The sequence below is a fragment of the Duganella aquatilis genome, assembly GCF_009674565.1.
GTDB classification, from domain to species: Bacteria; Pseudomonadota; Gammaproteobacteria; order Burkholderiales; family Burkholderiaceae_D; genus Rugamonas; species Rugamonas aquatilis.
In genome coordinates this window covers 1-15182 of sequence record NZ_WKJL01000002.1, presented here as the reverse complement: position 1 = coordinate 15182, position 15182 = coordinate 1, and the positions used below count along the sequence as shown (strand labels likewise).

The window sequence follows — 15182 nt, the reverse complement described above, 5'->3', positions numbered from 1 at the left end:
CATGATGATCAAACGCACCTTGTTATGCGCGGCCTTGCTGGCGGCGGGCCTGTCCGGGCCCGCCGTGGCGGCATCGCCGTCGCAGTTCTACACCTACGACCCGGCGGAACTGGCGCTGGCCAAACAGAAACTGGCGGCGCGCGACCCGCTGTACCAGCCGTCCTACGACAAGCTGATCAAGGAAGCCGATGCGGCGCTGACCCACAAGCCCTATAGCGTGGTCGACAAGACGCTGGCCCCGGCCAGCGGCAACAAGCACGACTTCTTCAGCTTCGGGCCGTACTGGTGGCCGGACCCGGCGAAGAAGGACGGCTTGCCCTACATCCGCAAGGATGGCCTGCACAATCCGGCATCGTCCACCGACGCCACCGACAGCGTGCGGATGGGGAAGTTCTCGCATGACGTGACGGTGCTGGCGCTGGCCTGGTACTTCACCGGCGAGAAGAAATATGCGGCCAAGGCCGGCGAACTGGCGCGCGCCTGGTTCCTCGCGCCCGAGACCCGCATGAATCCCAACCTCGACTATGGCCAGGCGATCCCCGGCCGCGTGAACGGGCGCGGCATCGGCATCATCAGCAGCCGATCGCTGATCGACGTCATGGACAGCCTGGCGCTGATCCAGCCGACCGATGCCCTGAGCGACGCCGAGAACGATGGCGTGCGCGCCTGGTATCGCTACTACCTGAACTGGTTGCTCAACAGCCGCAACGGCTTCGAGGAAAGCAACGCGCACAACAATCATGGCACCTTCTACTCGGCGCAGGTGACCGCGTACGCGCTGTACACGGGGCAGCAGGACATCGCCAGGCGCGAGCTGGAAATCACCCAGATCCGCCGCATCGCCGGGCAGATCGACCGCGAGGGCAAGCTGATCGCGGAACTGGAGCGCACGCGGCCGTCCGGCTACGTCAACTTCGCGCTGGAAGCGTTCGGCTATCTCGGACGCTACGGCGAACTGACGGGCCAGAAAGTGTGGGAGCACGGCGAGGACGCGCACAGCATCGCCCAGGGCTACCGCTTTGTCGCGCGCTATGTGAACGGGGAAAAGTGGCCGTATCCGGAAATCGATCCGAAGGAAGGATCGCCGGATGGCGTCAACCAGCATGCGATGCACAACATGCTGGCGGCGGCGCGGGCCTATCCGGGCGAGCCGGTGTTTGCGGAGAAGGCGCGCTGGTTGCTGGAGCATTATCCAGGGCAGGTGGATGCGCTGATTCTGCCGCTGAAGTAGTGGTAGCACGCTGCGCGATGCAAAGTCGCGCAGCAAATTAAATGCTAAAATATTGAAATTATTTCGCAATATGCGGAGATAATTTCAAAATGTTGGATTTTACGTTTGCAGCGCCATCCGAGCTCGGCAAGGAAATAGCGTCGCGCATCAAAGCGCAACGCATGCGCCTGGAACTCTCTCAGCCTGAACTCGCGCAACGCGCGGGCATCGCATTGGGCACGGTATCTGGTTTTGAAAACACCGGCAAGGGCACACTCGAAACGTTGTTACGTCTCATCGTTGCGTTGGGGCTCGCAAAAGAACTCGAACCGCTCTTTTTGCAAAAGCCGACGTCCATCAAAGAACTCGAAGAAGCTAGCAAGCCTGTTCGCCAACGTGTCCCGCGAAAAAATAAAAGGGCACCATGAAAAAGCTCAACGTTCATTTTTGCGGATGGGCGCAGCATTGGCAGCTCGGCACCCTTGCACACGCAGGGCGAACGCTGCTATTCGAATACTCGGACGAAGCGCTTCGGCGCGGCATAGAGTTATCGCCGATTTATCTGAAGCTGCGCAAAGTGGCCTATTCGGATTTCCCAAGCACCCAAGATAACTTGCCGGGCTTGATTGCCGATGCTTTGCCTGACGGCTGGGGTTGGATCCTGATGGACCGCTGCTTCCAGAAAGCCGGGCGTGATCTGGCTGGCATCTCGCCGCTGGATAGGCTGGCATTCATTAATGACCGCGCAATGGGGGCGCTGGTTTTTACTCCCCCCGATGAACTGAGCCACGATCCCGCATATCAGGAGTTGCGCGTGCTGGCGGAGGGCGCACAGGCGGTCCTGGCCGGACGGGATACGGACACCCTTCAGCAGTTGGCACTGAGCGGTGGCTCGCCCCACGGCGCGCGGCCCAAGGTTCTCGTTCAGTACGACGCTGCCACAGGGCAGGTCAGCACTGTGCAAACGGCGCCAGGTGCGGCATGGCTGGTCAAATTTCAAGCCCAGGGTGAAGCAAAGGAAGTCTGCGCTATCGAGACTTTGTATGCCACCATGGCGGACCAGTGCGGGCTGGACATGCCCGCCACGAAATACTTCGACTTGAGTCCGAAGTTGGCTGGCTTCGGCATCGAGAGGTTTGATCGACAGCGCGGCATGCGGGTGCCGACCTTGAGCCTGGCCGCACTGCTCGATGACAATTTCCGCCTGCCGACGCGGGACTATGAGGTATTCCTGAAAGCGACAAGAACGCTGACCAGAGACGAGCGGCAGGTGAAGAAAGCTTTCGAGCGATGCGTGTTCAACGTCGTCTTCAACAACCGAGACGACCACACCAGGAATTTCGGTTACGTGATGAACGAATCGATGCAGTGGGAATTGGCGCCGTGCTACGACCTGACCTACAACGTCGGCGTTGGTGGCGAACACCACATGACCGTCAGCGGAGAAGGTCGTCACCCGTCGCTTCAACACCTGTTGGCGTTGGCGACCGCAGCCGACCTGCCGCAGGCATGGGCACGCCAAACGACTGAGCGTATCGCTACCGTGGCGGGAGCGTTAACCGCGCATGCAAAAGAATTCGGCATTAGACCAGCCACCTTGAGCACCATAAAAAAAGCCATCGAAGCTAACCGGATGCGCATGGCTTAATTTGAGACGATGACCACTCCGTGACATCAGTTGATATCAAAATCATGGCATTGACGGTTCGTCAGTCTGCTGTCGCGTGCTAGTATCGACAGGCCCGCAAACTGTATCCCTACACATGACGCCAGAATCGTCCGACACGCCGGCCGTGCACCGGGAAAAAGCGCACCGCATCATTGTCCTCGATGATGAACTGGAGCTGCGCAACATGCTGCTACGCTTCCTCACCTCGGAAGGCTATGAGGTGCGTGCCGTGGCGGACAGCGCCAAACTGGACCGTCTGCTGGAACGCGAACCGTTTGATCTGTTGGTGCTCGATCTGATGATGGCGCATGAGGACGGCCTGTCGGTCTGCCGCCGCCTGCGTGCCGAAGGCCACACCATTCCCATCCTGATGCTGACCGCGCGCGGCGACCCGCTGGACCGTGTGGTTGGCCTGGAAAGCGGCGCCGACGATTACCTGGCCAAGCCCTTCCTGCCACGTGAGCTGGTGGCGCGCATCCGTGCCATGCTGCGCCGCCAGCAGATGCTGCACGGCGATACGCCCTCGACGCCGGAGCGGCTGCGCTTCGGCGAGTTCACGCTGGATCTGCAGCGCCACCAGCTATGGCGCGGAGACGATCCGGTCGAACTCAATTCGGCCGAACGCCTGCTGCTGGAAGCGTTGGCGGCCACGCCCAACCGTGCGGTGAGCCGCGATAATCTGCTGGTGCGCGCACGCGGACGCGGCTACGATGCGAACGCGCGCAGTATCGATGTGCAGGTGCTGCGGCTGCGGCAGATTATCGAGGCGCAGCCCGCCAGTCCGCGTCATATCAAAACCGTCTGGGGCCTGGGCTATATGCTGGTGGCCGACGTGCAAACATGAGTCTGCGCTGGCCCTCGACGCTGCTTGGCCGCAACGCGCTGCTGCTCACCGCCGCCATCTCCATCAGCCAGATCATGGCTGTGCTGGTGTTCATTGTATTTGTGCAGGAACCGCGCGTGCGCGGCACGGCCGCCTTGCTTGCACAGCAGATCATGACGGTGGAACGCTTGCTGGCCGCGTTGCCGGAACAGGACCGTGCCCGCTATCTGGAGGTGCTGCACGCACAATCAGCGCCGCCTGCGCCCGCCGGTTCGTCAGCGGCATTGCGTTTCCAGCCGCTGGCCCGTTTTGAGGCTCAGCGCTTCATGGCGGAACTGAAGGCGCACCTGCCGGATCACGTCGCCGTGCGCATGCAGCCGGGGCCGGAGGCGCGGCTGTGGGTGGGATTGCCGGTGGCTGGACAGCCATACTGGATCGCGCTGCCAGTGGAGCGTAGCGAGCGTTACCGTGGCGCGCTGATCGCCATCGGGATGGCGGTGTTGCTGGCCGCATTGGGCGTGCTGATCGCTTACCTGATACATCGCCGTATCAATCGTCCGCTACGCCAGCTGGCCGCTGCCGCCGAACGGCTGGGCAAGGGGGAACAGCCGGAACCCGTGTCGCTGGTCGGGCCAACCGAGATTTCCAGCGTGGCGGCCGCCTTCAACGATATGACGCGGGCGCTGGCCGACATCGACGCCACGCGCGCGCTGATGCTGGCCAGCATCTCGCACGATATCCGCACGCCGCTCACCAAGCTCAGGCTGGCGCACGCCATGCCGGATCTGGCCGATGCGCCGCAGGCGGCCGAGCGCTATATCGACGAGATCGACGCCATCGTCCAGCAATTCATCGACTACGCGCGCGGCGGCGATGGCGAGGCCTTCAGCGCAGCGGATCTGAATGCGATGATCGAGCAACTGACCGCCGATTTCACCGGCCTGGGGCAGACCTTTGCCGTATCGCTGCAACCGTTACCGCTGCTGAAGATCCGTCCGGTCAGCATGTTGCGCCTGCTGGTCAATCTGATGCAGAACGCCGCGCGCTACGGGCGCGTGGGATTGGAAGTGCGTTCCTGGGAGGATGAAACCGGCGTCCATGTGGTGGTGGCTGATCGCGGCCCTGGTGTCGATGCCAGGCTGCTGCCGCTGCTCAATCAGCCATTCCGGCGCGGCGATCAGGCTTCCCAGGGCGGTACCGGACTGGGGCTGGCGATTGCCAGCCGTATCGCCCAGCAGCATGGCGGCAGCCTGGAATTGAGCCTCCGTGCGGGCGGCGGTTTTCAGGCGGAGCTGCATCTGCCGGCTGCCAGACTCAAGGCTGGCTGAGGAAGAATTTTTCCAGGATCTGGACGAATGCCTCCGGCTGGTCCAGGTTGATCACATGGGTGGCATCGACTTTGACAAACTGGCCCTGGCGCAGCAGGCCGCGCGCGCGGGCCGCTTCCGCCTCGCTCATGGCGCCGTCCAAAGTGCCATCTTTCAGGGTGCTGGTGTTGGCTTGCATCAGCAGCGTCGGGCAGCGGATATTCTGCAGGGCGTCGGCATGGCTGAAGCCCTGATTCCAGCTGCCGTCGTAGAAGGCGGCGCCAAAGCGGGGATCATAGCGGTCCAGGCCACGTATCAGCAGCCGCACCGTATCGTTATGGACCAGGCCGATTTCCACCGGCTGGCCCGGATGCGCGTGGCGGTAGACATGCACGGCCGCCGTCAGCAGTCTGGACGTGCCGGGGCCGACGTGGTTGCGGAAGAAGCGGGCGCTGGCGTGTATCCAGTACAGCAGAAAGTCGTCGCTGTGCTCGTGTACCGCCTTGTAGCTGGTGGCAAACGACTTGGCGGCAATGGTCTGGCGGATGCGCGGGTACTCGGAGGAAAACAGCGGCGGATCTTCCAGCAAGGCTGCGCGCACGAGTTGCGGGCGGTTGGCGGCCAGCCATACCGTCAGCAGTCCGCCCGATGAATTGCCGCTGATGTAGACCGGTGCGCCTACCCGTTGCTGGATAAAATCGGCCAGGTCGGCGCCGATCTGGTTGGCGGTCATCGGATAATCGGCCGGCGCGCGGGTGGCGCCGTGGCCCGGGTAGTCGATCACAAACACATGGAAGGAGCGCGAGAGCGCCGGCATTACGCGGCTGTAGCTGAACCAGTCCAGATGCTGGGCGTGCAGCAGTACCAGCGGCGGCCCGTTGTCCGGCCCTTCGGCGTAGCTGAGGCTGAGCCGGTTGACCTGGGCGGACTTGAGCAGAAATCCGGCTTCGGTGACCTTGTTGTGATACGGATCGACGTAGCTATCGATCTTGTAGGCCAGCACGCCCGCCACCGTGGCCAGCACTGCCAGCATGCCGCCGACGATGGCGCCGGCCATCCTCCATGGCGGCCGGCGCACTGCTGTTTCGCGACGCACAGGCTGTCTTATTTCTTCTTCATCTGGGCCATGAAGGCCTCGATCTGCGCCAGGGTGATGTAGCCCGTGTGGTCGACGTCGATCTTGTCGAATGCCTTGGCCAGACGCGGCATGCCGGCCTCCGCTTCTGCCTTGGACAACTTGCCATCGTGATCCTTGTCGGCGGCGTTGAAGCGTGCTTCCAGCTGCTTCAGCATGTCGCCGTTTTGTGCAAAGGCCGGCTGGCCGGCCAGTGACAACGTGCTGACGATCACGAGGGCGGCAAGATGGCGCAGACGGTTTTTCATGGGATCTCCAGTTGAGGTGAATGAAAGCCGAGTATAGAACCGCGCATTGCCGGCGGCTGTAACAGTTCATGTCATGCGATGTCATTGCCAATGCAGTCTTCGGTGACACAGCATGAAACTTTTCATTACAGCTGATTTACGGATTTGATTCTATATTGATCGTTCCTTCTTACCGAATTAACGATATGCGAAACTTGAGTGAAAGCTTGGAGAAATATGCGGCTGCGGTGCTCTTTGCCCTGGCCGTGGTTGTCGCAGGCGTGATGCCTGCATCGATCGCGAAGGCGGCCGACAGGACCGACCAGATCGAGGTGTCCGGCCAGACAAGGACGTACATTGTCCATGTTCCTGAAGGCAGCGCGCCTCAAGGCGGATTTTCGCTCATGTTGATATTCCATGGGGGCGGGATGCAGGGCAAGGGCATGCAGCAGCTTGCCGATATGGACGCCGTAGCCGACCAGCGGCGGTTTATTACCGTCTACCCCAATGGCATCGATAAGCATTGGAATGATGGCCGCCCGACCATCAAGAATCCGCAGGATGATGTTGGCTTTGTTTTGGCGTTGATAAATCGCATGCAAGCGCAGTATCCGATTGCCAGGAACCGCATCGTTGCAGCGGGATTTTCGAATGGCGCATTGTTCGTGGAACGCCTGGGCTGTGAACTTGCCGGCCGAATTGCCGGGATTGCCGCCGTTGCCGGAACCTTGCCCGACGCGGCAGGATTAAGCTGCCAACCACCGAGTTCATTGGCGGTGATGCAGATCGATGGTACTGCCGATCCGATCATGCCTTTCAAGGGTGGTCCGGTGGCCGATTTTGGCGGAAAAGGCGAGGGCGGACATGTACGCCCGGTGGCTGAAACAGTCGGCTTTTGGGCCCGGCATAATGGTTGTGAAACTCCGGGAGTGCAACAGCCACTGGCGCCACATGCTTTGATTGATCAAACCCGGGTGATCCAGACGTCCTTCTCTGGATGCGCGCGCGGCGGCGGTGTGGTATTGCTGACGGTCGTCGGCGGCGGGCACGCCTGGCCAGGCGGCGGCCAATATGCCCCACGGCTTCTTATCGGCGCGGCGAGCCGACAAATTAATGCCAGCGAGAAAATTGCCGACTTTCTGTTGTCGCGCCCCTGACTCGATCTGCTGGTGATTCCTGGTCGGGGCGAGAGGATTCGAACCTCCGGTCTCTACGTCCCGAACGTAGCGCTTTACCGGACTAAGCTACACCCCGACATTGATGTGAATTACATCATATTTTCGCGATGTTTTCAATTCTGTCTCGCCCATCATTCCTGCCCTGCGTGGCGCTGAAGCCGATGGTGGTAACGCCGTCGGCGGAGCGGGCGAACACGGCGCCGCGATGCATCTGGGCGATGGCCTTGACGATGGACAGGCCCAGCCCGTGGCCTTTCTGTTCTTCGCTGCCCTGGCGCGACGGGTCGGCGCGGTAGAAGCGGTCGAACAGCCGTGGCAGGTGCACCGGGTCGATGGTGAGGCCGGGATTGATGACTTCGACCACCACGCTGCGGCCGTCGCCGGCGATGCGTACCCGCACATGCGCCTGCTCACCCGAGTAACGGATGGCGTTGTCCAGCAGGTTGACCATGGCGCGCCGGAACAGCGGCGCATCGAGCGGTGCGCGCGTCGCCAGGTCGCCTTCGACGGTGATGCTTTTGCCGGCTTCGTCCAGCGTGAATTCCAGGAACTCGACCGCCTTGTTGACCTCGTCCGCGACGCTGGTGTCGACCAGCGTCGGCGGCGCTTCGCCGCGATCGGCGCGCGCCAGGAACAGCATGTCGTTGATGATGCTGCGCAGCCGTTCCAGTTCTTCCAGGTTGGACTGCATGAATTCGGTCAGGTCGGCGGCGTTGCGCGGCTTGGCCAGCGCCACCTGCGTCAGGCCGATCAGGTTGGCCAGCGGCGTGCGCAGCTCGTGGGCGACGTCGGCGTTGAACGCTTCCAGTTGCAGGTAGGCGGTTTCCAGCCGGTCGAGCGCGCCGTTGAAGGCGCCGGTGACGCCGGCCAGTTCCTCCGGCAGCGGCGAGATCAGCAGCCGCTGCGCCAGGTTGGTGGCGTTCAGCTTGCCGGCCTGGTCGGACAGCTGCTGCAGGGGCTGCAGGCCGAGCCGGGCGACGAAGTGGCCCAGCGCGTACATCGCCGCCGCCGCCGTCACCGACAGCACGATCAGCGCGATCAGGAACACGCGCCGCGCCTCGGCGTAGGGGCGGGTGTCGATGCCGACCACCAGCGTCACCGGCGGCCGCTCGCCGTTGGCTTCAAAGTGCTGCGACAGCACGTGATAGGGATAGGCGCGGCCCGGCACCGTGACCAGGCTCAATTGCGTGGCGGTGGCTTCATGGCCGGCCACCGCAGCCAGGTCGGTGCCGTAGCGATAGCGCGGGTCGTCGCTCAGCACCCAGTAGCGCATGCCGCCGTCGGACGGCGTCAGGGTTTCCATCTTGCGGTCGACGCGTTCCCAGCGGTCGGCGGCGTCGGCCCGTTCGATCTGGTAGGCGCGGTCGTGCAGCGCCGCGTCCACCTGGTGGCGCTGGTATTCGATCAGCTGTTGCTTGAGCAGGTGGTTCAGCACAAAGCTGATCAGCACGATGACGACCAGCGTGGTCAGCGTGAACAGCGTCACCAGCCGGCGGGTGATGGAGTTCTTCATTCGGCGTCATCCGTGGCGGCGCCTTCGGGCCGCAGTTCCAGCACGTAGCCCATGCCGCGGATGGTGTGCAGCAGGCGTGGCCCGGTCACGTCGATCTTGCTGCGCAGCCGCTTGATGGCCACTTCCACCACGTTGGTGTTGCTGTCGAAATTCATGTCCCACACCATTTCGGCAATCGAGGTCTTGGACAGGATCTGGCCTTCGCGCCGCGCCAGCGCCACCAGCAGCGCGAATTCCTTGGCGGTGAGGTCGATGCGGTGGCCGGCGCGATGCGCCTTGCGGCTCAGCAGGTCGATCTTCAGGTCGCCGATTACCAACTGCAGCGGTTCCTGCGCGCGGTTGCGGCGGGTCAGCGCCTGCAGCCGCGCCAGCAGTTCGAGGAAGGAGAACGGTTTGATCAGGTAGTCGTCGGCGCCGTCGCCGAGGCCGCGCACGCGGTCTTCGATGCTGTCGCGTGCGGTCAGCATGATCACCGGCGTCTGCTTGACGGCGCGCAGCTCGTGCAACACGGCGAAACCGTCCAGGCCCGGCAGCATGACATCCAGCACCACCACGTCATAGTTGTTCTGCAGGGCCAGGTGGCGGCCGTCGATACCGTTGCGGGCGATGTCGACCGTGCAGCCATGCTCGGTCAGGCCGCGATACAGGTAGTCGACGGTTTTCGGCTCGTCTTCCACGATCAGGATGTTCATTGCTATGCCTTTATGACGGCGGCGCCGCGCGCCTGCTTGCGCCGCATATACCAGTGGTGGGCGCGATCCAGGTAAAGATACACTACCGGCGTGGTGAACAAGGTTAGCATCTGCGACAGCAACAGGCCGCCCACCATGGCGTAGCCCAGCGGACGGCGCAGCTCGGAGCCGGCGCCGTGGCCGAGCATCAGCGGCAGGCCGCCCAGCAGCGCGCACATGGTGGTCATCATGATGGGGCGGAAGCGCAGCAAACATGCCTCGTAGATGGCGTCCTGCGGCGCCTTGCCGTGCTCGCGCTCGGCGGTCAGCGCGAAGTCGATCATCATGATGCCGTTCTTCTTGACGATGCCGATCAGCAGGATGATGCCGATCAGCGCAATCACGCTCAGCTCGTAGCCGCCGGCCATCAGGATCAGCAGCGCGCCGACGCCGGCCGACGGCAGCGTCGACAGGATGGTCAGCGGATGGATATAGCTTTCATACAGCAAGCCCAGCACGATGTAGACCGCCACCAGCGCCGCCGCGATCAGGTAGGGCTGGGTCGACAGCGATTCATTGAAGGCCTTGGCCGTGCCCTGGAAATTGCCGGTCAGGCCGGCCGGCGCACCGATATCCTGCTGCGCCGCCTTGATGGCGTCCACCGCGTCGCCCAGCGAGGCGCCGGGCGCCAGGTTGAACGAGATGGTCACGGCCGGGAACTGGCCCTGGTGGCTGATCGACAGGTAGCTGGTCTTGTTGGTATCGACCTTGACCAGGTTGGACAACGGCACCTGCTCGCCGGTGGTCGGCGCGGTCAGGTACAGGTGGTTGAACAGGTCGGCATCGCGCTGCATGGCTGGCGTCACTTCCAGCACCACGTGGTAGCTGTTGATCTGCGTGAAGTACTGCGCCACCTGGCGCTGGCCGATGGCGTCGTAGATGGTGGCGTCGATCAGCGCCGGGCTGATGCCGAAGGCGGCGGCGCGCGCGCGGTCGATGGTCAGCGTCGCGCTGGCGGCCGCGTTCTGCTGGTCGGAAGCGACGTCGGCCAGCTGCGGCAGCTTGCGGAAGCGTTCCAGCATGCGCGGCGCCCACACGTTCAGCTCATCCAGGTTGGCGTCGGTGACGGTGTACTGGTATTGCGTGCGGCTGGGGCGGCCGCCGACGTTGATGTCCTGACCGGCCTGCATGAACAGGTTGACGCCCAGCGCCTGCGACACCTTGGGCCGCAGGCGGGCGATCACCTGGTCGGCGCTGGCGGTGCGGCCCTCGTCCTTTGGCTTCAGGCTGATCAGGAAGTTGCCGGTGTTGGCGGTGTTATTCCCCGAGAACATGGCGAAGGCCCGCACGTCCGGATCGGTGCGGACGATGTCGGCCAGCGCCACCATGCGTCCGCTCATCGAGGTGAACGAGGCGTCCTGCGCCGATTCGGCGGTGCCGGAAATGGTGCCGATGTCCTGCTGCGGGAAGAAGCCTTTCGGGATGATGATGAACAGCGCCACCGTCAGCGCCATGGTGCCGATGAAGGTGCACAGCGTGATGAACTGGTGGCGCAGCACCACGTCCAGCCCGCGCTTGTACCAGCCCAGGATGGTGTCGAAACCGCGTTCGGACAGCTGGTAGAAGCGGCCATGCTGCGTCTCGTGCTCGTTGCGCAGGAAGCGCGCGCACAGCATCGGCGTCAGGGTCAGCGAGATGATGACGGACAGCGCAATGGTCATGGTGACGGTCACCGCGAATTCGCGGAACAGCCTGCCCACCACGCCGCCCATCAGCAGCAGCGGAATGAACACCGCTACCAGCGACACGGAAATGGAGATGATGGTAAAGCCGATTTCGCCGGCGCCCTTGTAGGCGGCATCCAGCGGCGTCATGCCTTCCTCGATGTAGCGGTAGATATTTTCCAGCATGACGATGGCGTCGTCGACCACGAAGCCGACCGCGATGGTCAGCGCCATCAGCGACAGGTTGTCGAGGCTGTAGCCGACCACGTACATCAGGCCGGCCGTACCCAGCAGCGCCAGGGGCACGGTCACGCTCGGAATGATAGTGGCCGGCAGGTTGCGCAGGAAGATGAAAATCACCAGCACCACCAGCGCCACTGTCAGGCCCAGCGTGAATTCCACGTCCAGCACCGAGGCGCGGATGGTCTGGGTGCGGTCGACCACCGTGTTGACCTTGATGGTGGACGGCAGCGAGGCGCGCAGGCGCGGCATGGCGTCGTTGATGCCGTTGACGGTGTCGATGACGTTGGCGCCGGTCTGCTTGCTGATGATCAGCACCACCGCGCGGCCATTCTTCATGTCGTTGCCTTCAACGGCGGCGGGGCCGGCGTAGGCCCAGGCCGCCAGCTTGACGTTTTCCGGGCCGGCCACGGCCACGCCGACGTCGCGGATGCGGATCGGCGCGCCGTTCTTGTAGCCCAGCAGCGTGTCGTTCCACGGCGCCGCGCTCAGCAGCTGGTCGTTGGTGTAGACGGTGAAGCTTTTATGGTCGCCGTCGACCGAGCCTTTCGGGCTGTTGACGGTGACGGTGGCGATCACGCCGCGGATGTCTTCCAGGCTCATGCCCAGCGCGGCGATCTTGGCCGGATCGACCTGCACCCGCACCGCCGGCTTCTGCGCGCCGCCGATGTTGACGTAGCCGACGCCGGGCAGCTGCGAAATCTGCTGCGCCAGGATGTTGTCGGCGTAGTCGCTGACCTCGGTAATCGGCAGCACGTCCGACTGCACCGCCATCACCATGATTGGCGCGTCGGCCGGGTTGATCTTGCGGAAGGTCGGCGGGCTGGGCAGGTTGTTCGGCAACTGGCCGGAGGCGGCGTTGATGGCCGCCTGCACGTCCAGCGCCGCGGCGTCGATATTGCGGTTGAGGTCGAACTGCAGCGTGACCTGGGTACTGCCGACGGCGCTGGTGGAAGTCATTTGCGACAGCCCGGAGATCAGCGAGAACTGCCGCTCCAGCGGCTGTGCCACGTTCGAGGCCATGGTTTCCGGATTGGCGCCGGGCAGGTTGGCCGACACCTGGATGGTGGGGAAGTCCACTTGCGGCAAGGGCGCGACCGGCAGCAGCGGCCAGGCAATCAGGCCCAGCAGCAGAATCGCGATGGCCAGCAGCGTGGTGCCGATCGGGCGCTTGATGAACGATGCGGAAACACTCATCTCATGCTCCCTGACGCGGCGCGGCGGCGGCTGGCTTGGCGGCTTCGGCCACGTGGGCGCCCGGCTTCAGCTTGTACTGGCCGTCGACCACCACGCGCTGGCCTGCTTGCAGGCCCTGCTCGATGATGGCAATGCCGTTCTGGATCTGGCCCAGGCGCACCGGCTGCATGGCGGCGGCGTTGTTGGCGTCGATCAGGTAGACGTAGGCGCCGGCCTGGCCGCGCTGGATGGCGGCCTCCGGCACGGTGACCGCTTGCGCTACGGTGCCCAGCTGCAGCTGGACGTTGACGTATTGGCCCGGCCACAGCGCGTGGTTGTTGTTGCTGAACTTGCCCTTGAGCTGCACCGTGCCGTTGGCGGTGTCGACCTGGTTGTTCATCAGCACCAGTTCGCCTTGCGCCAGCCTGGTCTTGCCGTCGCGGCTCAATGCCGTCACCGCCAAGGCTTGCTTGCCATTGGTGGCGGCGCCGATGCGCTGCACGTCTTCCTCCGGCAGCGTGAAGGTGACGGCGATCGGATCGATCTGGTTGATGATCAGCAGGCCGGTGGTGTCGCTGGCGTGGACGATGTTGCCGGCGTCGACCAGGCGCGTGCCGATGCGGCCGCTCAGCGGCGCGGTGATGCGCGTGTAGTCGAGCTGCACCTGGGCGTACTGGATCTGGGCGTCGTCCGACTGCACGGTGGCGGCGTTCTGCGCCACCAGCGCGGTCTGCGTGTCCAGCGTCTGCTGGGTGGTGGCGTCGTCGGCGTGCAGATTGGTGTAGCGCTTCAGGTCGGCGCGGGCGTTGGCCAGCAGCGCCGCATCGCGGGCGCGAGTGGCCTGCATCTGCGCCAGCTGGGCGCGCAGGGCGCGGCTGTCGATTTCGGCCAGCAGCTGGCCGGCCTTGACGTCCTGGCCTTCAACGAAGTGCAGCTTGTCGAGCTGGCCGTCGATGCGGGTCTTGATGGTGACGCTGGCGTAGGCGGTCACCGTGCCGACGCCGCTCAGGAATACCGGCACGTCCTGCTGCGCCGCCGTGGTGGTCACCACCTGGATGGCGGCGGCGGCCGGCTTCGGCGCTGCGGCGCGGGCGTTGTGCTGGGAATACCAGACGCCGCCGGCGACGATCAGCCCGGCCGCGATCAGCGGCACAGCCATACGCTTGGTGGAAGTAGTTTTCATGGTCGGACTCAATCAACGATTATTGGGATGGTGATGGTGCGGCGGCCTGCCAGCCGCCGCCGAGGCCGGCGATCAGCGCGGCGCTGGCGACCAGGCGCCGCGACAGCAGCGTGGTTTCGCTGCGTGCGCTGCTCAGTGCGGTGGCCTGGGCGGTCACCACCGACAGGTAGGTGGTGGTGCCGGCGTTGTACTGCTTGAGCGACATCTGCTCGGCCAGCCGGGCAGCGGCCGTGGCTTGCTGCTGCTTGGCGATCTCGGCATCCAGCGTGGCCAGGGTCGACAGGTTGTCCTCGACTTCCTGGAAAGCGCTCAGCACGGTTTGCTTGTAGGCGGCCACGGTGGCGTCGTAGGCGGCCACCGCCTCGTCGCTGTGGGCCTGGCGCAGGCCGCCGTCGAACAGCGTCTGGCTGAGGGCGGCGCCAAGCGACCAGACGCGCGCCGGCGTATTGAACAGGTCGGCGATGGAACTGCTGCTGTAGCCGCCGGCGGCGGACAGACTCAGCGCCGGGAACCAGGCCGCGCGCGCCACGCCGATGTTGGCATTGGCGGCGGCCACGCGGCGCTCGGCGGCGGCGATGTCGGGGCGGCGTTCCAGCAGCTGCGCCGGCAAGGCGGCCGGCGCCACCGGCACGGTCAGGCGCAGGCCGTCAGCGATCGGCAGCGGAGCGATGGCGAGCTTGGCCGGCGGCTGGCCGGCCAGCACGGCGATCGCGTGTTCCAGCAGACTGCGCTGCGCGCGCAGGTCGAGCGCCTGGGCTTCGGCGGCGGCCAGCGTGTTTTCCGCCAGCGCCAGGTCGGAGCGCAGCGCCACGCCTTGCTGGTACTGGCTGTTGACCAGCTTCATCGAGCGCTGGTAGGCGCTGACGGTGTTGGCGTACAGCGCCGCCTGCAGGTCGATGGCGCGCAGCTGCACATAGTTCTGTACCAGGCTGGACTGGATGCTGAGGCGGGCGGCAGCCAGGTCGTCGCCGCTGGCGCGGGCGCTGGCGACGCCGGCTTCCACCGAGCGGCGCACGCCGCCCCACAGGTCGGGTTCCCAGCTGCTGCTGAGGGTGACGCTGTGGGCGTTGGCGACGCCGCCGTTGCTGCCGCTCGTGCGCGCGCGGCTGCTGGCGGCGCCGGGCTG

Annotated in this window: 13 protein-coding genes and 1 tRNA gene; 6 read left to right on the top strand and 8 right to left on the bottom strand. The window is 64.4% G+C overall.

Features of this window, described 5'->3' with window-relative positions; all coding sequences use genetic code 11:
- Position 1 precedes the first annotated feature (1 nt).
- The 5 genes from GJ698_RS04445 to GJ698_RS04425 all read left to right on the top strand — a co-directional run bounded on the left by GJ698_RS04445 (position 2) and on the right by GJ698_RS04425 (position 5030).
- Positions 2-1231, top strand: coding sequence for an alginate lyase family protein (locus GJ698_RS04445; protein ID WP_208023773.1), 1230 nt, complete (start codon positions 2-4; stop codon positions 1229-1231).
- 89 nt (positions 1232-1320) lie between these two features.
- Positions 1321-1638 carry a helix-turn-helix domain-containing protein gene (locus tag GJ698_RS04440; protein WP_154356408.1) on the top strand — a complete coding sequence of 106 codons (318 nt, stop codon included), beginning with the start codon at positions 1321-1323 and terminating at the stop codon, positions 1636-1638.
- Entirely contained in the window at positions 1635-2858 is a 1224-nt protein-coding gene (locus tag GJ698_RS04435) for a type II toxin-antitoxin system HipA family toxin (protein ID WP_154356407.1), read from the top strand. The genes GJ698_RS04440 and GJ698_RS04435 overlap by 4 nt, the downstream gene beginning before the upstream one ends.
- Positions 2859-2973: 115 nt before the next feature.
- Complete coding sequence (locus GJ698_RS04430; RefSeq protein ID WP_154356406.1) at positions 2974-3723, top strand: response regulator; 750 nt, start codon at positions 2974-2976, stop codon at positions 3721-3723.
- Entirely contained in the window at positions 3720-5030 is a 1311-nt protein-coding gene (locus GJ698_RS04425) for an ATP-binding protein (protein WP_154356405.1), read from the top strand. Before GJ698_RS04430 ends, GJ698_RS04425 begins: the two co-directional genes overlap by 4 nt.
- Here the strand turns inward: GJ698_RS04425 and GJ698_RS04420 are convergent.
- The gene (locus tag GJ698_RS04420) at positions 5017-6105 is read right to left on the bottom strand and encodes an alpha/beta fold hydrolase (RefSeq protein WP_208023772.1); all 1089 of its coding nucleotides are present in this window, start codon (positions 6103-6105) and stop codon (positions 5017-5019) included. The two genes, GJ698_RS04425 and GJ698_RS04420, sit on opposite strands and share 14 nt — an antisense overlap.
- A gap of 8 nt (positions 6106-6113) precedes the next feature.
- Positions 6114-6392: an EF-hand domain-containing protein gene (locus GJ698_RS04415; RefSeq protein WP_208023771.1), complete on the bottom strand. Its 279-nt coding sequence runs from the start codon at positions 6390-6392 to the stop codon at positions 6114-6116.
- Positions 6393-6547: 155 nt separating this feature from the next.
- Between GJ698_RS04415 and GJ698_RS04410 the strand changes: the two genes are divergently transcribed.
- Positions 6548-7528 (top strand): CE1 family esterase, encoded by a 981-nt coding sequence (locus GJ698_RS04410; protein WP_154356404.1) that lies wholly within the window; start codon positions 6548-6550, stop codon positions 7526-7528.
- Positions 7529-7548: 20 nt separating this feature from the next.
- Here GJ698_RS04410 and GJ698_RS04405 read toward each other — a convergent pair.
- The 6 genes from GJ698_RS04405 to GJ698_RS04380 all read right to left on the bottom strand — a co-directional run.
- A tRNA-Pro gene (locus GJ698_RS04405) sits at positions 7549-7625 on the bottom strand.
- An 18-nt stretch (positions 7626-7643) separates the two neighbouring features.
- On the bottom strand, positions 7644-9062 hold the full coding sequence (locus GJ698_RS04400; protein WP_154356403.1) for a heavy metal sensor histidine kinase: 1419 nt from the start codon (positions 9060-9062) through the stop codon (positions 7644-7646).
- Positions 9059-9754: a heavy metal response regulator transcription factor gene (locus tag GJ698_RS04395; protein ID WP_154356402.1), complete on the bottom strand. Its 696-nt coding sequence runs from the start codon at positions 9752-9754 to the stop codon at positions 9059-9061. The genes GJ698_RS04400 and GJ698_RS04395 overlap by 4 nt, the downstream gene beginning before the upstream one ends.
- A gap of 2 nt (positions 9755-9756) precedes the next feature.
- A complete protein-coding gene (locus tag GJ698_RS04390; RefSeq protein WP_154356401.1) occupies positions 9757-12894 on the bottom strand; it encodes an efflux RND transporter permease subunit in 3138 nt (1045 codons plus the stop codon).
- Between the two features lies 1 nt (position 12895).
- Positions 12896-14056, bottom strand: a complete 1161-nt coding sequence (locus GJ698_RS04385) for an efflux RND transporter periplasmic adaptor subunit (protein WP_154356400.1) — start codon at positions 14054-14056, stop codon at positions 12896-12898.
- A gap of 19 nt (positions 14057-14075) precedes the next feature.
- Positions 14076-15182, bottom strand: a 1107-nt coding sequence (locus GJ698_RS04380; protein ID WP_154356399.1) for an efflux transporter outer membrane subunit, incomplete at its 5' end; no start/stop codon positions are given.